Here is a 25,553-nt window from a genome sequence, read left to right as displayed (position 1 = left end):
GTCGGTTCAAAAATGAACACAAACGGTCCGCTCGCGGTCCATCCCGTTGCTGCCCTCACTGCCGGATGCGGTAGATCACGACGTCCTCGCCGTGACGGTTCGTGCTTCGCTCGAGCTGGTAGTTCGACTTCTCCAGCACGCGCCGCGATGCACCGTTCCCGACATACACAATGCCGATGAGAGACGGCAGTGCGAGCTGTGACAGCCCGAGGTCCGTCAGCGCGGTCGCGATCTCGCTGGCAAATCCTTGGCCCCAGAATTCGCGCTTGAACGCGTAGGCGATCTCGACCTCGTCGACATCGTCCACGAGAATGTGCCGAATGCCCGCCCGTCCGGCGAAGGCCCCGTCCTTCGTTCGCAGCGTCCAGAGTCCGAAGCCGTGCTGGTCCCAATGGGCCATGTTGGTTGCGAGATAGGCCCTCGTGACCTCGGGCGTCCGCACCCCGCCGAGATAGCGGGAGACCTCGGCGTCGCGATGCAGCGCGACGAGGTCGGCGAGGTGATCCTCGCGCAATCGCTCGGCAGTCAGGCGGTCGGTGGTGAAATGGTCCACGGCAACAGATCGCCGCTTCCGAGGCGTGTCGTCGTTCATGCTGCTATCGCTGCGGGCTGATCGTGACATCATGCCCCTGTTTTGCCCGACGGGTCAACGGGCGACGGCCGGATCGTTGCCTTGCGCGTAACTCATTGATTTCACGACCCCCGGTCTACTGTGCATGGGGTTGTTTTCGCGGTTTCGTTTTGGAAGGGCTACCCCGCCCCCAGCGCGACGGCGACGTTGTACGTCACGAGGCTCGCCGCATAGGCCAGCACCAGCATGTAGGCGAAGGTGGCGCCCATCCAGGCCCAGCTGCCGGTCTCGCGCCGGATCACGGCGAGCGTGGAGGCGCATTGCGGGGCGAAGATGTACCAGGCCAGCATCGACAGCGCGGTGGCGAGCGACCATTTTGTCGCCAGCACCTGGCCGATCTGCTCGACCGCTTCACTGCCGCCCTCGATCGCATAGACGGTGCCGAGCGCCGCGACCGCGACCTCGCGCGCCGCCATGCCCGGGATCAGAGCCACCGCGATCTGCCAGTTGAAGCCGACGGGGGCGAGCAGGGGTTCGAGCGCCTTGCCGATCATCGCCGCCAGGCTGAACTCGATGGCCGGCCCGGTCGCGCCCGCGGGCGGCTGCGGGAAGGAGGCCAGGAACCAGATCAGCACCATCATCGAGAAGATCGTGGTGCCGGCGCGCTGCAAGAACATCTTGGCGCGGGTGTAGATGCCGATCACGATGGATTTCAGCCGCGGCATCTTGTAGTCCGGCAGCTCCAACATGAACGGCGCCGGCACAAAGTCGCGCAGCATGAAGAACTTGATCACGAACGAGACCAACAGCGCGCTGATGATGCCGGCGGCATAGAGGCCGAACATCACGAGGCCCTGCAGGTTGATGAAGCCCCAGACGTCTCTGGCCGGGATGAAGGCGGAGATGATCAGCGTATAGACCGGAATGCGCGCCGAGCAGGTCATCAGCGGCGCGATCAGGATCGTGGTCAGCCGGTCGCGCTTGTTGTCGATGACGCGCGTCGCCATGATGCCGGGAATGGCGCAGGCAAAGCTCGACAACAGCGGAATGAAGGCGCGGCCGTGCAGGCCGGCGCCGCCCATGATGCGGTCCATCAGGAACGCCGCGCGCGCCATGTAGCCGAAATCTTCCAGGAGCAGGATGAACAGGAAGATGAGGATGATCTGCGGCAGGAACACGATGACGCTGCCGACGCCGGAGATCACGCCGTTCTGCAGGAAGCTTTGCAGCAAGCCGTCGGGCAGGGTGGCCTGCACCAGCTCGCCGAGCGAGTCGAACCCGGACTTTAGCAGCTCCATCGCCGGCTGCGCCCAGGCGAACACCGCCTGGAACATCACGAACAGGATCAGCGCGAGCACGATCAGCCCGCCGACCGGATGCAGCACGATCGCGTCGATCCGTGCGGTCCAGGTGTCGGGGCGAGCAGGCAGGCTGACGCAGTCGGCGATGATGCGATCGGCCTCGCGTTGGGTGGCGCGCAGCTCGGAGACGCCGAGCGCGCGCCAGCTGTTCTCCACCGGCTCGGCGGCGAGCGCTGCGGAAATCTCGTCGGTCAGCTTGAGCAGGTCGGCCGTGCCGCCCTTGCGCACCGCGATCGAGGTGACCACGGGCACTCCGAGCTCCTTGGCGAGCCGCTTGACGTCGACCGTGATGCCGCGGCGGCTTGCGATGTCGAACATGTTGAGCACGAGGATCATCGGCCGCCCGGTGCGCTTCAGCTCCAGCAGCAGGCGGATGGTCAGGCGCAGATTGGTGGAATCGGCGACGCACAGCACGAGATCGGGCAGGGTCTCGCCGGAGGCCTTGCCGAGCACGAAGTCGCGGGTGATCTCTTCGTCCGGGCTGCGGCCGCGCAGCGAATAGGTGCCGGGCAGGTCGACCACGGAGACCTGGCGGCCGAGCGGGGTGACGAAGAAGCCTTCCTTGCGCTCGACCGTGACGCCGGGATAGTTCGCGACCTTCTGCCGGCTGCCGGTCAGCGCGTTGAACAGCGAGGTCTTGCCGCTGTTGGGCGTGCCGACCAGGGCGAGATGCAGCAGCGGTGCTTCCATGGGATCAAGGGCCTGCGGGGCAGATTGCGGTCGCGCGTCAGGCGACGATGATGGCCATGGCTTCGCGACGGCGGACCGCGATCGTGGTGCTATCGACCCGCACCGCGATCGGATCGCGCCCGACCAACCCCTCATGCAGGATCTCGACCCGGGCGCCCTCGACGAAGCCGAGTTCGATCAGGCGGCTCTCGAGCTCGACGTCCGAAAGCGCCGAGCCAGCCTCTTTGGCGGCAAGGTGTTGGATGACGCCGGTATAGCCGCGCTGGGCCAGACCCAGCGGCATGTGCGAACGCGTATCAGTGGTATCGGTCATGCCCTGTATTTTCAACGCCGGGCATTGAGGTCAAGCGTGCCCGCGCGCCGAAGATGCACCTTAGAGCGATTTTAAAGTGCAGAGGCCGGGGCGCCGTCGCGGGCGCCCCCGACGGCTACTGGGCCGGGACCTTGTCCGGCTGGGCGGCCATGGCGCGGCTCTTGAAGTAGTCCAGGACGAACAGACGGATCGCCGACGACAGATTGCCCTGCTGGCGGTTGTTGTCGATCTCGCCGACCAGCTCGGACAACGTCATGTTGCGCAGGCCGGAAATCTCTTTCATGCCGTTCCAGAACGCCTCTTCCAGGCTGACGCTGGTCTTGTGGCCGGCGACGACGATCGATCGTTTCACGACCGGCGACTTCATGGCTGCTCCTCGCGATCGATCCGGTGCTGGTCCAGATTCTCCTTGGCCTGGTCCGCCCGCTTCGCCTCGGACGACCGTTCCGCCTTCGTGCGCCCGAACTTCGCCCGGTTGGCGTCCGCCTGCTTCGCCGAGGCTTCCCGCTCGACGCGCTTCCTGAAACGATTCAGGTTGATGACGTTCCCCATGCCGCGTCTCCATCATCCGCTCCTCTTCAGGCAGGATGAAACATTCAGAAACAGGGCGCCACATTGCGCCGCAGAAGACTTGATCGCCATTCGCTCGTCCTCGTCAATCGGCCCTTGGGCCATCAAACGATGAATTTCGCCCCGTCGAGGGCAGTGGAGCTGCGTAACACGCCGCCCCGCCGCAACATTGACGGTAATCAAATCCCGCCCCCAAAACCGCATATTTTTGGGCGCCGAGCGTCCGTATCATTACGGATGGCTATCGGAATTCGGAATCATCCCGGGCTGATCATCTTCTCAGCGCGCACCAGGCGGTCGAACTCGTCGGCCGAGACGAAGCCGAGCCGCAGCGCCTCCTCCTTCAGCGTGGTGCCGTTGGCGTGCGCCGTCTTGGCCACCTTGGCGGCGTTGTCGTAGCCGATCTTCGGAGCCAGCGCCGTCACCAGCATCAGCGAGCGCTGCATCAGCTCCTTGATGCGCTTCTCGTCGGCGCGGATGCCGCTGACGCAATGCTCGGTGAAGGAGCGCGCGGCATCCGCCATCAGGCGGATCGAATGCAGCATGTTGTAGGCCAGCACCGGCTTGTAGACGTTGAGCTCGAAATGACCCTGGCTGCCGGCGACCGTGATCGCGGTGTGATTGCCGAACACTTGGCAGCACACCATAGTCATCGCCTCGCACTGGGTCGGGTTGACCTTGCCCGGCATGATCGAGGAGCCGGGCTCGTTCTCCGGCAGGATCAATTCGCCGAGGCCCGAGCGCGGGCCGGAGCCGAGCAGGCGGATGTCATTGGCGATCTTGAACAGGCCGGTCGCGACCGAATTGATGGCGCCGTGCGCCAGCACATAGGCATCGTTCGAGGCCAGCGCCTCGAATTTGTTGGCGGCGCTGGTGAAGGGGAGCTTCGTAATCCCGGCAACGTGCTTTGCGAACAGCTTGGCAAAGCGCGGCTTCGAGTTGAGGCCGGTGCCGACGGCTGTGCCGCCCTGCGCCAGCGGATAGAGGTCCTTCACCGCGATCTTGAGCCGGGCGATGCCGCTTTCGACCTGCGCGGCATAGCCGGAGAATTCCTGACCGAGCGTCAGCGGCGTCGCATCCTGGGTATGGGTGCGGCCGATCTTCACGATCTTCGAAAACTCCCTCTCCTTCTTGCGCAGAGCGCGCAGCAGCTCGCCGAGGGCAGGGACGAGATCGGCATTGATGCGGCTTGCCGCCGCGATGTGCATTGCGGTCGGGAAGGAGTCGTTCGACGACTGGCTCATGTTGACGTGATCGTTGGGATGCACCGGCTTCTTGGCGCCGAGCTCGCCGCCGAGCAGCTCGTTGGCGCGGTTGGCAATCACCTCGTTGAGGTTCATGTTGCTCTGGGTGCCCGAGCCGGTCTGCCACACGACAAGCGGAAAATGGTCGTCAAGTCTGCCTTCGATCACCTCGCGCGCAGCGCGGATGATGGCGTTGGCACGGCGCCGATCGAGCAGGCCGAGCTCGAGATTGGACTGCGCGGCGGCGAGCTTGACCATGCCGAGTGCATGCACGAGTGAGATCGGCATGCGGTCGGTGCCGATGCGGAAATTCTGGCGCGAGCGCTCGGTCTGCGCCCCCCAATAGCGGTCGGCGGCGACCTCGATGGGACCGAAGCTGTCGGTCTCGGTGCGGGTTGCGGGGTGGTCAGTCTTCGAGCGGGACGCTTTGGCCATGAGCACATCCATTCTGCCGCGCGAAACGCCGCGCGGCCTGTTCATGTGCTCTTCTATATAGACAGTTGGCCGGGCGCGATGGCTCTGCGCCCAACCTAGATCATTTCTTGCGGAAACGATCGAGCCGCACGACCTCGGCGCCGCCCTGGCTCGGCGGCGGCGGCTCGTCGGCAGCTTCCGGCTTCTCCGCGGCAGGTGTCGGGACCGATACGGCCGATGGCGCGGGCGCTGCCGGCAGATTGTCCGGCGCGACCTCGGCGACGTCGGAGGTGTCGAACTGGAGGCCGAACTTCACGGACGGATCGAGGAAGCTCTTGATGGCACTGAACGGCACCACGAGCCGCTCCGGAATGCCGCCAAAGGACAGGCCGACCTCGAAACGGTCCTCGAGCACGGTCAGGTCCCAGAACTGGTGCTGGAGGATGATCGTCATCTCCTCCGGATATTGTGCGAGCAGCCGCGGCGACAGCTTCACGCCTTCGGCCTTGGACACGAAGGTGATGAAGAAATGATGCTCGCCCGGCAGGCCATGGGCTGCGGCATCGGTCAGCACCTTCCGCAGCACGCCGCGCAGCGCATCGCGGGCCAGCACATCGTATCGGATATGATCGGTCGCCATGGTGGTCCTGTTGCATCCAAGCAGCCGAACCCTGCCGATCCGACTCGCCAAGTCGCAATAGTACCGCGCCTGACGGGCGAGCAGGAGTCCCCGCCGGGGAAGAATCAAAGAGTAAAGTGGAGGCTTCTGTTGCCAGGTGCCTCCGAACCCCGCCTAGCGGAGCTTAACCCGCTAGGACTTTAGAGTGGTCTTTCAAACTGCGTTACGCAGCCTGAGCAACCGGAGCAAAGTTGTCGTTGGCAACTATTGCAGTAGCCCGATAACGGCGGAACAATACCGGGAAAAAGTACGCCCTTTACGCCCTCGTCGATCCTATTTCGCCCCCGCCAAAGCCCAGCTTCGGGGCACGCCCGATGGTGGGCTTTGGTGGAGGCGCCGGGTACCGCCCCCGGGTCCGAATGGTTTATTGCGACGACCGTTTATTTCCATAGCCGGCGAACCGGCACCCCCAATATAGGGGGCAAAGCTTTCGAAAAACAGAGGGTTGGAGGCGCGATCCCGCGGTTCCCTTTGGATAGGCTTCGGAGTGCCGGGCCTATCGCGGCTCTGGCCTTTGCCAGAGGTCGCCAGCCCGATGTGCCGAATCCTTGCGCATCTCCTGCCCGGCAGTCCCGATCGTTGCGGCCATGCGCATGATGACGCTGCTGCTCCAGCGAACGGACAATGTCAGTCTCAGCGACGTTCAATTTCCTGCGGCGGAAAGTAGCAGCGTGACGAGCCGCAAGCCGACTAGGCGCTGATCTCCACTTCGGCCCGATCTCGCTCTTCGCCGTCGCCGCTGCGCCGGCAGTGCGCGAGACCCACTGCACCGCGGTTGAGGCGAAGCACCAGAGGCCGACCAGGACACCGGTCCGACCTCGCAGGACTTGCCAGGTCCGAACGCTTATCGTGACGTTAATCGGGCCGATCCAGCAATTGCTGCACTGCGTCTGACCGCGATGGTTGCAGTGGTCGCGTCCATCTCGCGCATCAATCCCCTCTGGCTTTTGCTTGCCGCGGCGTGTTGGGTTTTGCTGGCATTGTCTGATGAAAATCGCTAGGCAGTGATCCGGGCGGGTATCCAGTTCCAGCCGATTTAGAACAACAGTGCTCGTGACTTACAGGTCGCGGAGGAGACAGGCATGGCCGACACGATGGGCCACTCAGCGACGGCCACCCGAAACACCCGGGTGGCGCTCGGCTTTTGTCTGCTGGCGATTGCGCCGCAGATTTTCGAATTGATCTGGTCGATCGGGACGATTTTCGGCTGGGGGACCGGCCGCGGTCCGGCGGCGGTCGTCACCGGTCATGCGACGGCGCTGCTGGCCGGCGCGCCGAGCGCCCTCTTCGGATCATTCGGCGGCGGCGCAAAGAAGATGTCGTCCGAGGTGCTGCTGGCGCTGATCTATTCCTATCCGCTGTTTGCGGTGGCGATCCTCACGCTGTTTATGACCATCCGCTCGGCGCAAGATTATGTCGGCGGCGTCGTGCTGATGGCCGTTGCCCTGTTTGCGCTGTGGGCATCGAGCGATTTGCAGGGCATGCGTGGCTTCTCCTTCGGTGCGGGCACTGCGCCACGTATGTTCGGCGGGCTGCTGGTTGCCCTGTCTGCCGGCATCGCCTTGACCGGCCTGATCACGGCGGGACCGGCGCTTGCGCATTATTCCTGGCGCGGGCCGCTGTTCGTGGTGGCGGCGATCCTGTTCTTCGCCCTGTCGATCCGGTCCCTCGGTCTCGTTGTCACGGCCTTCTCGAGCTTCATGATCGCGGCGACGGGCTCGCACGAGACGCGCTGGCTGGAAGCGGTGATCGTCGGCGCCTGCCTGACGGTCGGCTGCGCAATCCTGTTTCCCTATGTGCTCGGGCTGCCGATGCCGATGTATCCGCGTTTCCTGATCCAGTGAGGGCGTGATGGATATCTTTGCCAATCTTGCTCACGGCTTCGCCGTCGCGTTCACCCCGATCAACCTGTTGATGTGCCTGATCGGCGCCCTGGTCGGAACGCTGGTCGGCGTTCTCCCTGGCATCGGCACCATCGCCACCGTCGCGATGCTGCTGCCGATCACTTTCGGGCTGCCGCCGGTCGGCGCGCTGATCATGCTCGCCGGCATCTATTACGGCGCGCAATATGGCGGCTCGACCACGTCGATCCTGGTCAACATACCCGGTGAGGCGACATCGGTCGTGACCGCCATCGACGGTCACCAGATGGCCAAGCAGGGCCGCGCCGGTCCGGCGCTCGCGATCGCCGCGATCGGCTCGTTCTTCGCCGGCTGCGTTGCGACCATCCTGATCGCACTGCTCGGCGCACCGCTGACGAAACTCGCGCTGGCGTTCGGCCCGGCCGAATATTTCTCGCTGATGGTGCTCGGCCTGATCTTCGCGGTGGTGCTGGCCAAGGGCTCGGTGCTGAAGGCGATTGCGATGATCGTGTTCGGACTGCTGCTCTCAATGGTCGGTTCGGACATCGAGACCGGCGCCTCGCGCATGGCCTTTAACATTCCCGAGCTCGCCGACGGTCTCGGCTTTGCGACCGTGGCGATGGGCGTATTCGGCTTTGCCGAGATCATCCGCAACCTTGACCACGGCGCCGAGATGAACCGCGATCTGGTGCAGCAGAAGATCACCGGACTGATGCCCACCAGGAAGGACCTCGGCGATGCGACGCCGCCGATCCTGCGCGGCACCGTGCTCGGCTCGATCCTCGGCATCCTGCCCGGCGGCGGCGCGGTGATCGCGTCCTTCGCGGCCTACACGCTCGAGAAGAAGCTCTCAAAGACCCCGTCCCGGTTCGGCCGCGGCGCGATCGAGGGCGTGGCGGGGCCGGAGAGTGCCAACAATGCCGCGGCACAGACCTCGTTCATTCCGCTGCTCACCCTCGGCATCCCGCCGAACGCTGTGATGGCGCTGATGGTGGGCGCGATGACCATCCACGGCATCGTGCCCGGTCCGCAGGTGATGCAGAAGCAGCCGGATCTGGTCTGGGGCATGATCGCTTCGATGTGGATCGGCAATCTGATGCTGATCATCATCAACCTGCCGCTGGTCGGAATCTGGGTGCGGCTGTTGCGCGTGCCCTATCGGCTGATGTTCCCCTCGATCGTGATCTTCTGCGCGATCGGCATCTATTCGGTGAACAACGCGCCGGTCGACGTCATCCTCGCGGGCGTCTTCGGTCTCGTCGGCTATTGGCTGATCAAGCACGATTTCGAGCCGGCGCCGTTGCTGCTCGGCATGGTGCTAGGACCGCTGATGGAGGAGAACCTGCGCCGGGCGCTGCTGATCTCGCGTGGCGACTGGAGCGTGTTCCTGACGCGCCCGTTGTCGGCGGTGCTGCTTGCGGTCGCGGCAAGCCTGCTCGTCCTTACGGTGCTACCTGTATTGCGCGCCAAGCGCGACGAGGTGTTCACCGAGTCCGAGAACTGAGGTCGTGCGCGCCGAGTCGGCTCGGTCCTGCGTCGGCGCGCCGCATTCGGAAGTCGAATCGACTTGTGTTACGGCTTTGTGAAATGGAAATGCCGGCCTTTGGGCCGGCATTTTATTGTGTCCAAAGGGAGGATCGCCATGACGTTCATTCGCGCGCTTACAGGCGCATGTGCAGCAGCGATAGCATCGCTGGGCGCCTTCATCGCAGCGGCTGAGGCGCAGACCTATCCGACGCGCAACATTACCGTGATCGTCCCGTTCGCAGCCGGCGGGCCGACTGACGTGATCTCACGCATCGTCACCGGGCACATGGCGCAAACGCTGGGGCAGAGCATCATCATCGAGAACGTGGTCGGTGCCGGCGGCACCACCGCCACGACGCGTGCCGCGCGTGCGGCCAACGATGGCTATACGCTGATCACCGGGCATATGGGCACGCATGCCGCCTCCGTGCCGCTCTATCCGAAGCTGGCCTATCACCCCGAGAAGGACTTCGAGCCGATCGCATTGCTGGCCGGCACGCCGATTCTGATCCTGGCGCGCAAGGACTTTCCGCCGAAGGATCTCAAGGAGTTCGTCACCTATGTGAAGGCGAATGCCGAGAAGGTGAATGCCGCGCATGCAGGCGTCGGTTCGGTTTCGCACGTCTCGTGCGAACTCCTCCACTCCATCCTCGACATCAAGCCCGTCGGCGTGCCGTTCAACGGCACGGGACCTGCGATGAACGCGCTGGTGGCGGGTCAGGTCGACTACATGTGCGACCAGATCGTCAACGCCGTCCCGCAGATCAATGCCGGCACCATCAAGGCCTATGCGATCGCCACGGCCGAACGAAACCCGTCGCTGCCGAACGTGCCGACCACGGCGGAAGCCGGCCTGCCGGCATTCCAGGCTCAGGCTTGGAACGCGATGTTCGCGCCCAAGGGAACCTCGCCCGCGATCGTGGCAAGCGTGAACGCCGCCGCCGTCAAGGCGCTCGACGACGAGACGGTGAAGAAGCGCCTGCTCGAGCTCGGCAGCGTCATCCCCGCGCCGAAGGACCGAACCCAGGAGGCGCTGGCGACCCTCGTCAAGAGCGAGATCGCGAAGTGGAGCCCGGTGCTCAAGCCGGCGAATTAAGCGAAGGCGATCAAGGCGCTAGGCGAGGGGCGGAACGCTGAGTTCCGCCCCTTGCTGTTTGTGCCGGGAACACTCACTTTTCCGGGTATAATCGACGGCGACAGCGAATCGCCGCTGTCGTAGCGCGGGGGGTGTCGTTAAGTTCGCCGCCTCCCCAAAGGCTCAGTCGCAACATGCACCAGTATCAGGACCTGCTCGAGCGGATTCTTTCCGACGGCGCCGAGAAGACCGACCGGACCGGCACCGGCACGCTCTCGGTGTTCGGCCACCAGATGCGCTTCAATTTGTCGGCCGGCTTCCCGATGCTGACGACCAAGCGGCTGCCGCTGAAGGCGATCGTGCATGAACTGCTCTGGTTCCTGAAGGGCGACACCAACATCAAATATCTGCGCGACAACGGCGTCACCATTTGGGACGAGTGGGCGGACGCCAATGGCGATCTCGGCCCGGTCTACGGCCATCAATGGCGCTCCTGGCCCACGGCCGACGGGCGCAGCATCGACCAGATCGCCAATGTCATCGACATGATCAAGCGCACGCCTGATTCCCGCCGCCTGATCGTCACCGCCTGGAATCCGGCCGACGTCGAGAAGATGGCGCTGCCGCCCTGCCACCTGCTGTTCCAGTTCTATGTCGCGAACGGCAAGCTGTCCTGCCAGCTCTATCAGCGGTCGGCCGACGTGTTTCTCGGCGTGCCCTTCAACATCGCCTCTTACGCGCTGCTCACCATGATGGTCGCGCAGGTCACAGGCCTGAAGCCCGGCGACTTCGTGCACTCGCTCGGCGACACTCATCTCTATTCCAACCATCTGGTGCAGGCGAGGCTGCAGCTCAGCCGCGCGCCGCGCGCGCTGCCGGTGATGCGGATCAATCCTGAGGTAAAGGACATCTTCTCTTTCCGCTACGAAGACTTCGAGCTCGTCGGCTACGATCCGCATCCGCACATCAAGGCGGAAGTGGCGGTCTAGCGCCCTATGTCGCTCACCATCCGCCGTGCACGGCCCGAGGAAGCCGGGCTCGTTCTCTCCTTCATCCGCGAGCTCGCCGAGTACGAAAAGCTGTCGCACGAGGTCGAAGCGACCGAGGCTGACATCGCCGACGCGCTGTTCGGCGAGAGGCCGCAGCTCTATTGCGCGATCGCGGAGTGGAACCGTGAGCCGGTCGGCTTCGCGGTGTGGTTTCTCAATTTCTCCACCTTCAGCGGCCGTCACGGCATCTATCTCGAAGATCTCTATGTGCGGCCGTCGCATCGGGGCAAGGGCCTCGGCAAGGCGCTGCTGGCCTATCTCGCCAGGGAATGCGTCGACAGCGGCTGGTCGCGCCTGCAATGGGCGGTCCTCGACTGGAACGCACCCTCGATCGCGTTCTACAAATCGATCGGCGCGGTCATGATGGACGACTGGACGCTGTGCCGGGTCACCGGGCCTGCGCTGACCCAGCTTGCCGGGAGCTCTGCCTGATGGAGATCGTCTTCGTCGTCGCCATCGCGGAGAATGGCGTCATCGGCGCGGGCAATGCGATGCCGTGGCGATTGAAGTCCGATATGGCGCGCTTCAAGGCGCTGACGATCGGCAAGCCTGTGATCATGGGCCGCAAGACCTTCGAGACCCTGCGCCGGCCGCTGCCGGGCCGCACCAATATCGTGGTCACGCGCGATCCGGCCTATCGCGCCAATGGCGCCATCGTCACGACATCGCCAGCGGATGCGGAGGCAGTCGCGCGCGGCGACGCTCTGCGGCGTTCGATCACTGAGATCGCGGTGATCGGCGGCGCCGAGATCTACCGGCAATGGCTCGGTCGTGCCGATCGTCTCGAGATCACCGAAGTGCACGCGCGCCCCGAAGGGGACACGCGTTTCGACATCGACAAGGCGGAATGGAACGAGGTCGAACGCATCCGCCATCCGGCCGGCCCCGACGACAGCGCCGACCTGTCCTATGTGACATATCGTCGGCGGCGCGGCCATTAACCGCTTTTGCCAATGTTTACATTGACTTTTTCGTGCCCGAGCATAGCTCGGAAGACGGTCAGGGCTGCGTTGTAAGGGACTTGCCTGTCCCCTATAAAGCCGGACCGGACAAAGCGGGCGGTGGCAATTCCACCCTGCCGAGGAGAACGTCGAATGCCGTGGAAGAATCAGGGCGGTGGCCCGTGGGGCTCGGGTCCAAAGGGACCGTGGGGCTCAGGCCCGCAACCGGTCGGGCCGAGGCCGCCGGATCTGGAAGACCTTCTGCGGCGCGGCCAGGACCGCCTCCAACAGATCATGCCGGGCGGTTATTTCTCCGGCATCGGCATCACGCTGATCATCCTGCTGATCGTCGCATTCTGGCTGCTGTCGGGCTTCTTCCGCGTGCAGTCCGAAGAGCTCGGCGTGGTGATGCGTTTCGGCAAGCACGTCCGCACCGTGCAGCCGGGTCTGAACTATCATCTGCCTTATCCGATCGAGACCGTGCTGCTGCCGAAGGCGCTGCGCGTCAACACCACCTCGATCGGCATGACGGTGATCGAGGATCCGGCGCGGCGCGGCCGCTCCATTCGGGACGTGCCGGAAGAGAGCCTGATGCTGACCGGCGACGAGAACATCGTCGACGTTGATTTCACCGTGCTCTGGCGCATCAAGCCGGACGGTGTCGGTGATTTCCTCTTCAACATCCAGAACCCCGAGGGTACCGTGAAGGCGGTCGCCGAGAGTGCGATGCGCGAGGTGATCGGCCGGTCTCAGATCCAGCCGATCCTAACCGGAGCGCGCAACGTCACAGAGCAGAACGTGCACGAGCTGATCCAGAGGACTTTGGACAGCTATGGTGCAGGCATTCAGATCACCCAGGTGCAGATGCAGAAGGTCGATCCGCCCGCGCAGGTGATCGACGCCTTCCGCGACGTCCAGGCGGCCCGCGCCAATCAGGAGCAGCTGCAGAACGAAGCGCAGACCTATGCCAACCAGGTTGTCCCCCAGGCGCGTGGACGCGCGGCCAAGATCCAGCAGGATGCCGAAGGTTACAGGGAACAGGCTGTCGCCGAGGCCAAGGGCCAGAGCGCGCGGTTCCTGAAGGTTTACGAGGAATACAAGAAGGCGCCCGACGTGACGCGTGAACGGATTTACCTGGAGACGATGGAGCGCGTGCTCGGCGGGGCTGACAAGCTCGTCTATGATGGTGGCCCCTCGGGCCAGGGCGTCGTGCCCTATCTGCCGCTTCCCGAACTGGCGCCAAAGCGGACACCTACGACTGGTCCGCAGTCGAGCGGAGGCACCCGATGAAGTCTCCAGTCACAGGTTTTGTCACGCTGCTCGCCCTCCTGTTCGTCGTGATCGTCGGCTATATGTCGTTGTTTACCGTGCAGCAGACCGAGCAGACGATCGTGCTCCAGTTCGGCAGGCCGGTCGACGTCGTCACCGCGCCCGGCCTGCACTTCAAGGCGCCCTGGAACTCGGTGATCAACATCGACAAGCGGATTCTCGATCTGGAGAACCCGTCGCAGGAGGCGATCGCCTCCGACCAGAAGCGGCTCGTGGTCGACGCCTTCGCGCGCTACCGCATCAAGGACGCACTGCGCTTCTATCAGAGCGTCGGCTCGATCCAGGCCGCCAACATCCAGCTCACCACGCTCCTGAACGCGGCGCTGCGCCGCGTGCTCGGCGAGGTGACCTTCATCAACGTGGTGCGCGACGACCGCGAGAAGCTGATGCTGCGCATTCGCGACCAGCTCGACCGCGAGGCCGATGGCTACGGCATTCAGGTCGTCGACGTCCGGATCCGCCGCGCCGACCTGCCGGAGCAGAACAGCCAGGCGGTCTACCTGCGCATGAAGACCGAGCGTGAGCGCGAGGCCGCCGAGTTCCGGGCACAGGGTGGGCAGAAGGCCCAGGAGATCAGGTCCAGGGCCGACCGCGAGGCGACCGTCATCATCGCTGAGGCCAATTCGCAGGCTGAGCAGACCCGTGGTGCGGGCGATGCCGAACGCAACCGCCTGTTTGCAGAAGCCTACGGCAAGGACGCCGACTTCTTCGCCTTCTACCGGTCGATGACGGCCTATGAGAACGGGTTGCGTGCGAACGATACCCGCTTCCTGCTCCGGCCGGAGTCGGATTTCTTCCGGTACTTCGGTAGCCCCTCAGGCAGGACGCCAACCGAGACGCAGGCGAAGCCGTAAGCCAGACAAAGGGCGGCGGATTTCGCCGCCCTTCGTCCAGACAAGAACAGCATAGCGGGAGGTTCCATTCCGATGAGGTCCATTGCGTTCGCCGACTTCCTCATCGGCCTAGGCATCCTGTTCGTCCTCGAAGGCTTGATGTTCGCGGCCAGTCCAAACTGGATGCGCAAAGCCATGAAAAGCGCCATCGCCACGCCGGACAGCATCCTGCGGGCGGTCGGGATCGGCTCGGCCGTGGCCGGCCTGGTCCTGATCTGGGTTATGCGGCGCCCGATTTAGGCCTTCGGCCCAACGCCAAAGTGAAGGCGCCAGACTGGTTTTCGCCGTATTATCGGGCTCTTGAGGCCCGATAAGCTCCGCGCTTGCGCCGCGCCCCCGTTCGAGCGCAGTCTGGCGCCGAATCCCTTTCGCCTGGAGATCACAATGACCGCTGCCACCAATGCCCCGTCCTGCTCGCGCCGCCGCGCGCGATTTGGTGTTCGACTTGGGCTGGTTGCGCTCGCCATCGGTGCTTGCAGCGCGTTCGGCGCGCCGGCCCATGCGCGTGGACCGGATGGCATCGCCGACGTCGCCGAGAAGGTGATCGACGCGGTCGTCAACATCTCGACCTCGCAGAACGTCGAAGCCAAGGGCGGGGGCAGCAACTCGATGCCGCAGCTGCCGCCCGGTTCACCCTTCGAAGAGTTCTTCGACGATTTCTTCAAGAACCGCCGAGGGCCCGGCGGCGGCAGCAAGGGCGGCGAGAACAGCGCGCCGCGCAAGACCAATTCGCTCGGAAGCGGTTTCATCATCGACACCGCGGGCGTCGTCGTCACCAACAACCACGTCATTGCGGACGCCGACGAGATCCACGTCATCCTCAACGACGGCACCAAGATCAAGGCCGAGCTGGTCGGCGTCGACAAGAAGACCGATCTCGCTGTGCTCAGGATCAAGCCGACGAAGCCGCTGGTCGCGGTCAAGTTCGGCGACAGCGACAAGCTGCGCCTCGGCGACTGGGTGGTCGCAATCGGCAATCCCTTCAGCCTGGGAGGCACGGTGACTGCCGGCATCGTCTCGGCCAAGAACCGTGACATCTCCTCCGGGCCGTACGACAGCTACATCCAGACCGACGCATCCATCAACCGCGGCAATTCCGGCGGCCCGCTGTTCAATCTCGACGGCGACGTCATCGGCGTCAACACGCTGATCATCTCGCCGTCCGGCGGCTCCATTGGCATCGGCTTTGCCGTGCCGTCGAAGACGGTGGTGGGCGTCGTCGACCAGCTCCGCCAGTTCGGCGAGCTGCGCCGCGGCTGGCTCGGCGTGCGCATCCAGAGCGTCACCGACGAGATCGCCGAAAGCCTCAACATCAAGCCCGCGCGGGGCGCGCTGGTCGCCGGTGTCGACGACAAGGGCCCGGCCAAGCCCGCCGGCATCGAGCCCGGCGACGTCGTCGTCAAGTTCGACGGCAAGGACGTCAAGGACCCGAAGGATCTGTCCCGCGTCGTCGCCGACACCGCGGTCGGCAAGGAGGTCGACGTCGTCATCATCCGCAAGGGCAAGGAAGAGATCAAGAAGGTCACGCTCGGCCGCCTCCAGGATCCCGACAAGGTGCAGGCCGCGGTGAAGACCGACGAGCCGGCGCCGGAGAAGCCGGTGACGCAGAAAGCGCTGGGCCTCGATCTTGCTACGCTGAGCAAGGATCTGCGCACGCGCTACAAGATCAAGGACAGCGTCAAGGGCGTGGTCGTCACCAATGTCGACACCAATTCGGACGCCGCCGATAAGCGTCTGTCCGCCGGCGACGTCATCGTCGAGGTGGCGCAGGAGGCGGTGTCGAGCGGCGCCGACATCCAGAAGCGGGTCGACCAGCTCAAGAAGGATGGCAAGAAATCGGTGCTGCTGCTGGTCTCGAACGGCGAGGGCGAGCTGCGGTTCGTCGCGCTGAGCGTGCAGTAGTGGGCGCTGTTCGCGCCACATTCAACTGTCATGCCCCGCGAAGGCGGGGCATCCAGTACGCCGCGGCTTCTCGGTTCTAGTTCGCTGTCTCTGGAATACTGGATCGCCCGCCTTCGCGGGCGATGACAGCGAGAGGGGAGGCTTTACCCCTCCACGAACTCTTCGCGCCGATACCCCTGCGCATAGAGCAGCGCGGTGAGATCGCCGTGATCGATCCGCGCGGCCGCGGTGGCAGCCACCGCCGGCTTGGCGTGATAGGCCACGCCCAGACCCGCGGCCTGGATCATCGCGAGATCGTTGGCGCCGTCGCCGACCACGACCGAGTCGATGTCGTCGAGATCGAACGATTCCATCAGGTCCACCAAGGTCGCGAGCTTCGCCGCGCGGCCCAGGATCGGCTCCTTCACTTCCCCGGTGAACTTGCCGTCGCGCACGACGAGCTCGTTGGCGCGGTTCTCCTGGAAACCTATCTTGGCGGCGACCGCGCTCGTGAATAGCGTAAAGCCGCCAGAGACGAGGCAGGTATAGGCGCCGTTCGCGCGCATGGTGGCGACCAGCTCGCGGCCGCCCGGCGTCAGCGTGATGCGCTTGGCCAGGACTTCGTCGACCGCGCTGGCGGGCAGGTCCTTGAGCAGCGCGACGCGCTCGCGCAGCGCCGGCTCGAACTCGATCTCGCCGCGCATCGCACGCTCGGTGATGGCAGCGACATGCGCCTTGACCCCGACGAAATCGGCGAGCTCGTCGATGCATTCCTGGCCGATCATGGTGGAATCCATGTCGGCGAGAAAAAGCTTCTTGCGCCGGAAGCCGACAGGCTGCACGACGATGTCGATGGGCAAATCGCCGCGGAGCTCGCGGAGCCGCTGCTCGATGGCGTTGCGGTCGCCTTCGAGGTTACTGTCCGCGCCGAAGGGGATGTCGACCGCAATCCCGTCGAACAGCCAGTGCGCGGGCGCCGCCTGCGGCAGCACGGCGCGGGCGCCATCGACGATGGTCGAGTCGAGCGCGGGATTGTCAGGGTTGCAGATCAGCGTGGCGACGAGGGACATTTGAGGTTTTCGTGAGCGAGGGGTATTCGAGCAAGGCCGTGCTTATCGCAGGCCCGACCGCCAGCGGCAAGTCGGCGCTGGCGCTGGAGCTTGCGCGTGCCGCCGGCGGCGTCGTCATCAATGCCGATTCCATGCAGGTCTATCGTGACCTCCGCATCATCACGGCGCGGCCGACCGCGGCGGACGAGGCGCTCGTGCCGCATCGTCTCTATGGCCACGTCGATGCCGCCGTGAATTTCTCGGCCGGTGCCTGGGTAAGCGATGCGGCGAAGGCGCTCGACGAGGCGAGGGCGCAGCGACAGCTGCCGATCTTCATCGGCGGCACCGGGCTCTATTTCAAGGCGCTGACCACAGGTCTCTCCGCGGTGCCGCCGATCCCCGCCGAGCTGCGCGAGGATGTGCGCGCGCGGCTGGAACGGAACGGCGTCGAAGCGCTGCACGCGGAACTCGCAGTCCGCGATCCGCGCGCGGCCGAGCGATTGAACCTGCGCGACCGCACCCGCATCGCCCGCGCGCTCGAGGTGATCGAGGCAACCGGCCGTTCGCTGCTCGATTGGCAGCGGGAGGGACAGCCACCGCTGCTGCCCAAGGACAGATTTCGCGCGGTCTTCCTCGCGCCCGAGCGTGACGAGCTCTATGCCCGCATCGATGCCCGTTTCGATGCCATGCTGGGCGCCGGCGCGCTCGAGGAGGTCGAGCGGCTCGCCGCCAGGCATCTTGATCCGCTGCTGCCGGCCATGAAGGCCCACGGCGTGCCATCCTTGATCCGGCACCTGCGCGGCGAGCTCAGCCTGGAGGAGGCCGCCAGCATTGGCCGCGCCGATACCCGCCATTACGCCAAGCGGCAATTCACTTGGTTCCGGCACCAGCTGCCGGACTTCGAATGGGTGAGGCCGGAGCAAGCGAGCGGATGGCTCGCCGCGGCCGTGCCGGCGGAACGGCGCACCGACTGACGCGCTTTTGTGCCGGGTTCCCGAATTTACCTCTCGCCGAACCCGGGGAACACCGCTACACTGCCGAAATCGCGCGGGAACGGCCGCATTGCCTTGACATCCAAGGTTTGGCCGCTATGTTTCGCGCAACCTTTGGGAAGCCGAGCGCCGCCATGCGTAACATTATTACCAAACTCCTTATCGCCGTCGTACCCAGGCACACCGCCGGGGGTGGCTAGCTGCCATCCACATGACAGGCGGTGTGCATGGGCCCTCTTCGGGGCCTTTTTTATTTCCCGAACCCGACACGAATGAAGCCGCTGACAACAGCGCATCCGGAGCAAGCCAATGAGCGACAAGAGCCACGATCCGAACCAGATGACCGGCGCCGCGATGATCGTCCGCGCACTCATCGATCACGGCGTGACCGACATTTTCGGCTATCCCGGCGGCGCGGTGCTTCCGATCTATGACGAGATCTTCCAGCAGAGCGAGGTCCAGCACATCCTGGTCCGCCACGAACAGGGCGCGGGCCATGCCGCCGAGGGCTATGCGCGTTCCACCGGCAAGCCGGGCGTTGCGCTCGTGACCTCCGGCCCCGGCGCCACCAACATGGTGACGCCGCTGACGGATGCGCTGATGGACTCCATTCCGCTGGTCTGTATCTCCGGCCAGGTGCCGACGCATCTGATCGGCAACGACGCGTTCCAGGAATGCGACACCGTCGGTATCACGCGTCCCTGCACCAAGCACAATTGGCTGGTGCGCGACGTCAACGATCTCGCCAAGGTGCTGCATGAGGCCTTCTACGTCGCCACCTCGGGCCGTCCGGGCCCGGTGCTGGTCGACGTTCCCAAGGACGTGCAGTTCGCCACCGGCACCTACCATCCCCCGCGCAAGTCCGACGTGCACCGCTCTTACGCGCCGCGCGTGAAGGGCGATGCGACGCAGATCCGCAAGGCGGTCTCGCTGCTCGCGAACGCCAAGCGTCCCGTGATCTACAGCGGCGGCGGCGTCATCAATTCCGGCTCCGAGGCGACCCAGCTGTTGCGCGAGCTGGTTGAGGTCACCGGCTTCCCGATCACCTCGACGCTGATGGGCCTCGGCGCCTATCCGGCGTCGGGCAAGAACTGGCTCGGCATGCTCGGCATGCACGGCACCTATGAGGCCAACATGACCATGCATGATTGCGACGTCATGCTGTGCGTCGGCGCGCGCTTCGACGACCGCATCACCGGCCGCGTCGATGCGTTTTCGCCCGGCTCGAAGAAGATCCACATCGACATCGATCCGTCCTCGATCAACAAGAACATCCGCGTCGACGTGCCGATCATCGGCGATTGCGGCAACGTCCTCGGCGACATCCTCCAGGTGTTCAAGGCGGAGGCGAAGAAGCCCGACATCAAGTCGTGGTGGCAGCAGATTGCGCAATGGCGCGCCCGCAACTCGCTCTATTACAAGAAGAGCAGCGACGTCATCCTGCCGCAACACGCGATCCAGGCCTTGTTCGAGCAGACGCGCGGCAAGGATACCTACATCACGACCGAGGTCGGCCAGCATCAGATGTGGGCGGCGCAGTTCTACGGCTTCGAGGAGCCGCATCGCTGGATGACCTCGGGCGGTCTCGGCACCATGGGCTACGGCCTGCCGGCCGCGGTCGGCGTTCAGGTGGCCCATCCCGACAGCCTCGTCATCGACATTGCCGGCGATGCCTCGGTGCAGATGACGATGCAGGAGATGTCGACGGCGGTTCAGTACGAGCTGCCGATCAAGATCTTCATCCTGAACAACCAGTACATGGGCATGGTGCGCCAGTGGCAGCAGCTGTTGCACGGCAACCGGTTGTCGCATTCCTATTCCGAAGCGCTGCCGGATTTCGTCAAGCTCGCGGAGGCCTACGGCGCCGTCGGGCTTCAGGTGCACAAGCCGGCCGATCTCGATGGCGCCATCAAGGAGATGATCTCGGTCAAGCGCCCGGTGCTGTTCGACTGCCGCGTCGCGGCGCTCGAAAACTGCTTCCCGATGATCCCCTCCGGCAAGGCCCACAACGAGATGCTGCTGCCGGAGCAGGCCAACGACGAGGCGACTGCGAAGGCATTCGCCGGCGGCAAGGCGTTGGTGTGACGCCATGTTCGACCTGAACGAACTCGAGCGCGCACATGCGATCGTGGGGCAGGCGGTGCCGGCGACGCCGGCGCATGCTTGGCCGTTGCTCAGCCGCCGGCTCGGCACCGCGGTCGTGGTCAAGCACGAGAACCACACGCCGACCGGCGCCTTCAAGGTGCGTGGCGGCCTGGTCTATCTCGATCGGCTGAAGCGAGAGCGGCCGAACGTGCCGGGCATCATCTCGGCCACCCGCGGCAATCATGGCCAGAGTCTTGCTTTCGCGGCGCGGCGTCACGGCGTGCCCGCCGTGATCTATGTGCCAAAAGGCAATTCGGTTGAGAAGAACCATGCCATGCGCGCGTTCGGCGCCGATCTGGTCGAGCACGGCGACGATTTCCAGCTGGCGCGCGAAGAAGCCGGGCGCCGCGCGCAGTTCGAAGGCCTGCACATGGTGCCGTCGTTCCACCCTGACCTCGTGCTGGGGGTGGCGACCTACGCACTGGAACTGTTCCGCGCGGTGCCCGATCTCGACGTGCTCTACGTTCCGATCGGGCAGGGCTCCGGTATCAGCGCCTGCATCCTGGTGCGCGACTTGCTGGGCCTGAAGACGGAGATCATCGGTGTGCAATCGACCGAGGCGCCGTCATATGCACTTTCGTTCGCGGCCGGCAAGGTCGTAACGACCGAGACCAGTGATACGCTGGCCGATGGCGTGGCGACACGCTTTCCGGACGCGGAAGCTGTTGCGCTTGTTTGCAAGGGCGCCTCGCGCATCGTCCAGGTTACGGACGATGAGATCGCGCTCGCGATCCGCGCCTATTGGACTGACACGCACAATCTCGCCGAAGGCGCCGGTGCTGCCGCGCTGGCGGCGGCGCTGCAGGAAAAGAGCAAGCTGAAGGGCAAGCGCGTCGGTCTCGTGCTGTCCGGCGGCAATATCGATTTCGATCTGTTCCGCCGTTGGGTCGGGACGGATGCGCCGGCGACGGCGTGACGGAGAGACAGAGGGGACGACAATGAACCAGCCCGCATCCGCCTATTTCATCGAGGACCGTCACGATCCCAACGAGACGCATACGCTTGCGGTGCTCGTGCAGAACGAGCCAGGCGTGCTCGCGCGCGTCATCGGCCTGTTCTCGGGGCGCGGCTACAACATCGAGAGCCTCACGGTCTCGGAGACCGAGGCCCAGAAGCACCTGTCGCGCATCACCATCGTCACCACGGGCACGCCGATGGTGATCGCGCAGATCAAGAACCAGCTCGACCGCATGATCCCGGTGTACCAGGTCGTCGACATGACCCAGACCAAGCGCTCGATCGAGCGCGAGTTGGCGATGGTCAAGGTGCGCGGGCAGGGCGAGCATCGGGTCGAGGCGCTCAGGCTGGCGGACGCGTTCCGCGCCCGTGTGATCGACGCCACCACCGAGAGCTTTGTGTTCGAGATCACAGGCAATACGGACAAGATCAATCAATATATCGATCTGATGCGCCCGCTCGGCCTCGTCGAGGTGTCGCGCACGGGTGTTGCCGCGATAGGTCGCGGGCCTGAAGGGATGTGAGCCATGTTGGCGCGCGACTGGTACTACAACGAGCGGAACCGGATGGGGATCGAGCCCGCTGTGGCCTCGATCTACGACAACCATGACGATGCCGATCTGCGCGCGCGCGCCGCGCTGAAGATGCTCGGGGTCCAGCGCGGCTGGCGCATCGCCGATATCGGCTGCGGCAACGGCGTGCTCGCCACCGAAGCGGCGTTGATGGGGGCCGACGTCGACGCCATCGACATTTCCCCGGCCATGCTGGCGCTCGCCGAGATCTACGCCCGCGACCGCAAGGCGCCCGTGCGCACCCAATCCGCCGGCCTGCTCAGCTTCGCCTACCGGCCGGAATCCTACGATCTCATCGTCAGCGAGTTCACGCTGCACCACCTGCCGGATTTCTGGAAGGCGGTGGCGATGTCGCGGATTTTTCGCGCCCTCAAGCCCGGGGCGACATTTTATCTCCGCGACATCGTTTACTCATCGATGCCCGACGCGATCGAGCGTGACGTCGAGCAATGGGCCGACTTCCAGATCAAGAACCACGATTTCTCCCGCGAGGGCGTGGTGACTCACATGCGCGATGAATATTCCACCTTCGGCTGGGTGATGGAGCGGATGCTGACCGACGTCGGCTTCACCCTGGTCGCGGCCGACTACCACGCGCCGATGCACGGCACGTATCTGCTGCGGAAACCGAAAGCCGGCGAGCAAGGCTAGACCAGAACAACAAACAGGGCTGCGAGACAAAGCAGAACCGGAAACAACAATGAAGCCGGCCGACATCCTCATCGCCGTCATGGTGGCGATCATCTGGGGGCTTGCCTTCGTGGCGAGCCGGATCGCGCTCGACGAGCTGTCGCCGGAGCTGATGACGGCGTTGCGCTTCACCATCGCCGCGGTGCCGTGCCTGTTCATTTCCAAGCCGAAGGTCGCCTGGTCACTGCTGATCGCGATCAGCTTCACGCTGTTCCTCGGCCAGTTCCTGTCTCAGGCTTACGGTATCGCCCACGGCGTGCCGGTGGGTTTGACCTCCGTCGTGGTGCAGAGCCAGGCGCTGTTCACGATCGGCTTTGCCGTGCTCGCGTTCGGTGAGCGGCCGACGCCGGTGCAGACCCTGGGGATCGTCGTTGCCGCGGCGGGCCTTTTGATGATCTGCGGCACCGTCGGCTATGATTTCAGCGTCGGCGCCTTCGCGGTTCTGATGGTCTCGCCGCTCAGCTTCGCCATCGGCAATCTGTTGCTGCGCGGTGCCCGCGGCGTGCCGATGTTCGATCTCTTCGCCTGGCTCTGCCTCGCCTCGGCCGTGCCGCTGTTCGTGCTGGCGCTGATCGCCAACGGTCCGGCGCCGACCTGGACGTCGCTGACGCACATGTCGCTCACATCGGCGCTCTGCATGCTGATGCTCGGCGGCATTTCCACCAGCATCGCCTATTGGCTATGGGGCCGCCTCTTGCGCGACTATCCGGCTGCACAAGTGGTGCCGTTCGCACTGCTGGTGCCGTTCGTGGGCTCGGCGGCCTCCAGCATCGTGTTCGGCGAACGGTTCGGGCCGCTGCGCCTCGCCGGCATGCTGACCGTGATCTTTGGGATCGCCGTGATGGTGCTGGCGAAGCGCCCGCAAGTTCTACCGAAGACTGCGTGAGGGTGATGATGACCTACTCGCTGCTCTACGCCTTCCTCGTCTTCATGGTCGTGATGTATTTCACGCCCGGGCCGAACAACATCATGCTGCTGTCCTCCGGCCTGACCTACGGCTTCCGGCGCACCATCCCGCACATCGTCGGCATCGTGCTCGGTTTCGCCTTCATGGTCGCCGCGGTCGGCCTCGGGCTCGGCTCCGTGTTCCTGGCCTATCCGATCCTCCAGACCATCCTGAAATATGCCGGTGCCGCCTATCTGATCTATCTCGCCGCTGTGATCGCCATGGCCGGTCCGGCCAAGCCGGGCGAGGAGAATGGCCGCGGCCCCATGACCTTCTGGGGCGCGGCCATGTTCCAGTGGATCAATGCCAAGGGTTGGGTGATCGTGATCGGCACCATCACTGCCTATGCGGCGATCGCCCAATTCCCGCTCAACATCGCCATTCAGACCGTGATCAGCCTCGTCGTCGGCACGGTCTCGACGGTAGTCTGGGCGCTATTCGGTACCGCATTGCGGCCGGTTCTGACTTCCGAGCGGCTGGTCCGCGCCTTCAACATCCTGATGGCGATCCTGCTGCTGGCCTCCCTCTACCCCGTTTTCATGGATGCATGATGTCGCGGATTTCCATGCAGAAACGGGTTTCCCTCAGGGCTGAAAATGCTCTAGACAGCCCCCGAAATCCGCAAATTTCACCCTTCGGACACTGACCATTGGCCGATTTCGGCCCTGAACGAGGAAACGACCTATGCGTGTTTATTACGATCGCGACGCCGACCTGAACCTGATCAAGGGCAAGAAGGTCGCCATCGTCGGCTACGGCAGCCAGGGTCACGCCCATGCGCTCAACCTGAAGGATTCCGGCGTAAAGGAAGTCGCCATTGCGCTGCGCAAGGGTTCGGCTTCGGCGAAGAAGGCGGAAGCCGCCGGCTTCAAGGTGCTGGAAGTTGCGGAAGCTGCCAAATGGGCCGACCTCGTCATGATGCTGACCCCGGACGAGCTCCAGGGCGACATCTACCGCGAGCACTTGCACGACAACATGAAGAAGGGCGCTGCCCTGGTGTTCGCGCACGGCCTCAACGTTCACTTCAACCTGCTCGATCCGCGTGCCGACCTCGACGTGCTGATGATCGCGCCGAAGGGCCCCGGCCACACTGTGCGCTCGGAATATCAGCGCGGCGGCGGCGTGCCCTGCCTGATCGCAATTGCGAAGGACGTCTCGGGCAATGCCCATGACCTTGGCCTGTCCTACGCCTCCGCGATCGGCGGCGGCCGCGCCGGCATCATCGAGACCACGTTCAAGGAAGAGTGCGAGACCGACCTGTTCGGCGAGCAGGTCGTGCTGTGCGGCGGCCTGGTCGAGCTGATCAAGGGCGGCTACGAGACCCTGGTCGAAGCCGGCTACGCGCCGGAGATGGCCTACTTCGAGTGCCTGCACGAAGTGAAGCTGATCGTCGACCTGATCTATGAAGGCGGCATCGCCAACATGAACTACTCGATCTCCAACACCGCCGAGTACGGCGAGTACGTCACCGGCCCGCGCATCATCACCGACGAGACCAAGAAGGAGATGCGCAAGGTTCTGGCCGACATCCAGGGCGGTAAGTTCGCCCGCGACTGGATGCTCGAGAACAAGGTCAACCAGACCTCGTTCAAGGCGACCCGTGCCAAGCTCGCCGAGCACCCGATCGAGGAAGTCGGCGCGAAGCTGCGCGACATGATGCCCTGGATCAAGAAGGGCGCGCTGGTCGACAAGAGCAAGAACTGACGTCTGCGCCGTCATTCCGGGTTCGCGCTCAGCGCGCGCCCCGGAATGACGAGCGAAATTCAAGCTTCGCTCGCCAAGCCAAATCTTGGACCTTGGCGG

26 protein-coding genes and 1 other RNA gene are annotated in these 25,553 nt (G+C 64.5%); 18 read left to right on the top strand and 9 right to left on the bottom strand.

All coding sequences use genetic code 11. From position 1 onward, the window contains the following. Positions 1 to 55: 55 nt before the first annotated feature. The 8 genes from I6F24_RS33815 to ssrA form a co-directional block, all read right to left on the bottom strand. Complete coding sequence (locus I6F24_RS33815) at positions 56 to 553, bottom strand: GNAT family N-acetyltransferase (protein ID WP_036024971.1); 498 nt, start codon at positions 551 to 553, stop codon at positions 56 to 58. Between the two features lie 197 nt (positions 554 to 750). Beyond that, entirely contained in the window at positions 751 to 2,622 is a 1,872-nt protein-coding gene (locus I6F24_RS33810) for a ferrous iron transporter B (protein WP_036024973.1), read from the bottom strand. Positions 2,623 to 2,659: 37 nt separating this feature from the next. Further along, positions 2,660 to 2,935, bottom strand: coding sequence for a FeoA family protein (locus I6F24_RS33805; RefSeq protein WP_036006563.1), 276 nt, complete (start codon positions 2,933 to 2,935; stop codon positions 2,660 to 2,662). Positions 2,936 to 3,050: 115 nt separating this feature from the next. Continuing rightward, positions 3,051 to 3,302 carry a ribbon-helix-helix domain-containing protein gene (locus I6F24_RS33800; RefSeq protein WP_025038043.1) on the bottom strand — a complete coding sequence of 84 codons (252 nt, stop codon included), beginning with the start codon at positions 3,300 to 3,302 and terminating at the stop codon, positions 3,051 to 3,053. Continuing rightward, a complete protein-coding gene (locus I6F24_RS33795) occupies positions 3,299 to 3,487 on the bottom strand; it encodes a DUF4169 family protein (RefSeq protein WP_036006566.1) in 189 nt (62 codons plus the stop codon). Before I6F24_RS33795 ends, I6F24_RS33800 begins: the two co-directional genes overlap by 4 nt. A 275-nt stretch (positions 3,488 to 3,762) precedes the next feature. Next, positions 3,763 to 5,196, bottom strand: coding sequence for a class II fumarate hydratase (fumC, locus tag I6F24_RS33790; protein WP_225150692.1), 1,434 nt, complete (start codon positions 5,194 to 5,196; stop codon positions 3,763 to 3,765). 88 nt (positions 5,197 to 5,284) lie between these two features. Further along, on the bottom strand, positions 5,285 to 5,803 hold the full coding sequence (locus I6F24_RS33785; RefSeq protein ID WP_225141597.1) for a ClpXP protease specificity-enhancing factor SspB: 519 nt from the start codon (positions 5,801 to 5,803) through the stop codon (positions 5,285 to 5,287). A gap of 115 nt (positions 5,804 to 5,918) precedes the next feature. Next, positions 5,919 to 6,286: a transfer-messenger RNA gene (gene ssrA / locus I6F24_RS33780) on the bottom strand. A 638-nt stretch (positions 6,287 to 6,924) separates the two neighbouring features. Here ssrA and I6F24_RS33775 point away from each other — a divergent pair. From I6F24_RS33775 to I6F24_RS33730, 10 genes are all read left to right on the top strand, one after another. Then, positions 6,925 to 7,686 (top strand): tripartite tricarboxylate transporter TctB family protein, encoded by a 762-nt coding sequence (locus tag I6F24_RS33775; protein WP_036024976.1) that lies wholly within the window; start codon positions 6,925 to 6,927, stop codon positions 7,684 to 7,686. A gap of 7 nt (positions 7,687 to 7,693) precedes the next feature. Next, entirely contained in the window at positions 7,694 to 9,208 is a 1,515-nt protein-coding gene (locus I6F24_RS33770) for a tripartite tricarboxylate transporter permease (protein ID WP_036006571.1), read from the top strand. A 138-nt stretch (positions 9,209 to 9,346) separates the two neighbouring features. Beyond that, positions 9,347 to 10,327: a tripartite tricarboxylate transporter substrate binding protein BugD gene (locus I6F24_RS33765; RefSeq protein ID WP_225150304.1), complete on the top strand. Its 981-nt coding sequence runs from the start codon at positions 9,347 to 9,349 to the stop codon at positions 10,325 to 10,327. A gap of 173 nt (positions 10,328 to 10,500) precedes the next feature. Further along, entirely contained in the window at positions 10,501 to 11,295 is a 795-nt protein-coding gene (locus tag I6F24_RS33760) for a thymidylate synthase (protein ID WP_225150306.1), read from the top strand. Between the two features lie 6 nt (positions 11,296 to 11,301). Continuing rightward, entirely contained in the window at positions 11,302 to 11,787 is a 486-nt protein-coding gene (locus I6F24_RS33755) for a GNAT family N-acetyltransferase (protein WP_036006580.1), read from the top strand. Then, positions 11,787 to 12,296, top strand: coding sequence for a dihydrofolate reductase (locus I6F24_RS33750; protein WP_225150308.1), 510 nt, complete (start codon positions 11,787 to 11,789; stop codon positions 12,294 to 12,296). The genes I6F24_RS33755 and I6F24_RS33750 overlap by 1 nt, the downstream gene beginning before the upstream one ends. Before the next feature lie 153 nt (positions 12,297 to 12,449). Next, the gene (hflK, locus tag I6F24_RS33745) at positions 12,450 to 13,586 is read left to right on the top strand and encodes an FtsH protease activity modulator HflK (protein ID WP_036024980.1); all 1,137 of its coding nucleotides are present in this window, start codon (positions 12,450 to 12,452) and stop codon (positions 13,584 to 13,586) included. Then, positions 13,583 to 14,479, top strand: a complete 897-nt coding sequence (locus I6F24_RS33740) for a protease modulator HflC (RefSeq protein WP_036037453.1) — start codon at positions 13,583 to 13,585, stop codon at positions 14,477 to 14,479. The genes hflK and I6F24_RS33740 overlap by 4 nt, the downstream gene beginning before the upstream one ends. Positions 14,480 to 14,551: 72 nt before the next feature. Continuing rightward, positions 14,552 to 14,758 (top strand): DUF2065 domain-containing protein, encoded by a 207-nt coding sequence (locus I6F24_RS33735; RefSeq protein WP_225147804.1) that lies wholly within the window; start codon positions 14,552 to 14,554, stop codon positions 14,756 to 14,758. Between the two features lie 144 nt (positions 14,759 to 14,902). Beyond that, a complete protein-coding gene (locus I6F24_RS33730; protein ID WP_225147803.1) occupies positions 14,903 to 16,420 on the top strand; it encodes a Do family serine endopeptidase in 1,518 nt (505 codons plus the stop codon). Between the two features lie 143 nt (positions 16,421 to 16,563). On the opposite strand, the gene serB is transcribed toward I6F24_RS33730, so the two are convergent. After that, a complete protein-coding gene (serB, locus tag I6F24_RS33725; RefSeq protein ID WP_225137972.1) occupies positions 16,564 to 17,469 on the bottom strand; it encodes a phosphoserine phosphatase SerB in 906 nt (301 codons plus the stop codon). 11 nt (positions 17,470 to 17,480) lie between these two features. Here serB and miaA point away from each other — a divergent pair, with 11 nt between their 5' ends. The 8 genes from miaA to ilvC all read left to right on the top strand — a co-directional run bounded on the left by miaA (position 17,481) and on the right by ilvC (position 25,454). After that, complete coding sequence (gene miaA / locus I6F24_RS33720) at positions 17,481 to 18,422, top strand: tRNA (adenosine(37)-N6)-dimethylallyltransferase MiaA (RefSeq protein WP_225137973.1); 942 nt, start codon at positions 17,481 to 17,483, stop codon at positions 18,420 to 18,422. A 327-nt stretch (positions 18,423 to 18,749) separates the two neighbouring features. Beyond that, the gene (locus I6F24_RS33715; protein WP_057026351.1) at positions 18,750 to 20,525 is read left to right on the top strand and encodes an acetolactate synthase 3 large subunit; all 1,776 of its coding nucleotides are present in this window, start codon (positions 18,750 to 18,752) and stop codon (positions 20,523 to 20,525) included. Between the two features lie 4 nt (positions 20,526 to 20,529). Beyond that, the gene (locus I6F24_RS33710) at positions 20,530 to 21,501 is read left to right on the top strand and encodes a threonine dehydratase (RefSeq protein WP_036006612.1); all 972 of its coding nucleotides are present in this window, start codon (positions 20,530 to 20,532) and stop codon (positions 21,499 to 21,501) included. A 22-nt stretch (positions 21,502 to 21,523) separates the two neighbouring features. Beyond that, on the top strand, positions 21,524 to 22,066 hold the full coding sequence (gene ilvN / locus I6F24_RS33705; protein ID WP_018640841.1) for an acetolactate synthase small subunit: 543 nt from the start codon (positions 21,524 to 21,526) through the stop codon (positions 22,064 to 22,066). A gap of 3 nt (positions 22,067 to 22,069) precedes the next feature. Next, positions 22,070 to 22,765, top strand: a complete 696-nt coding sequence (locus tag I6F24_RS33700; protein ID WP_036006616.1) for a class I SAM-dependent methyltransferase — start codon at positions 22,070 to 22,072, stop codon at positions 22,763 to 22,765. 49 nt (positions 22,766 to 22,814) lie between these two features. Continuing rightward, positions 22,815 to 23,690 (top strand): EamA family transporter, encoded by an 876-nt coding sequence (locus I6F24_RS33695; protein WP_036025003.1) that lies wholly within the window; start codon positions 22,815 to 22,817, stop codon positions 23,688 to 23,690. Positions 23,691 to 23,698: 8 nt separating this feature from the next. Next, positions 23,699 to 24,301: a LysE family translocator gene (locus I6F24_RS33690; protein ID WP_036006650.1), complete on the top strand. Its 603-nt coding sequence runs from the start codon at positions 23,699 to 23,701 to the stop codon at positions 24,299 to 24,301. Positions 24,302 to 24,434: 133 nt separating this feature from the next. Continuing rightward, positions 24,435 to 25,454 carry a ketol-acid reductoisomerase gene (gene ilvC, locus I6F24_RS33685; protein WP_036006621.1) on the top strand — a complete coding sequence of 340 codons (1,020 nt, stop codon included), beginning with the start codon at positions 24,435 to 24,437 and terminating at the stop codon, positions 25,452 to 25,454. Positions 25,455 to 25,553 lie beyond the last annotated feature (99 nt).

The sequence above is a fragment of the Bradyrhizobium sp. BRP23 genome (assembly GCF_020194135.1).
In the GTDB taxonomy this organism is placed as follows: Bacteria; Pseudomonadota; Alphaproteobacteria; order Rhizobiales; family Xanthobacteraceae; genus Bradyrhizobium; species Bradyrhizobium yuanmingense.
The sequence above is the reverse complement of the archived record's forward strand: the minus strand, read 5'-3'. Positions and strand labels throughout refer to the sequence as shown.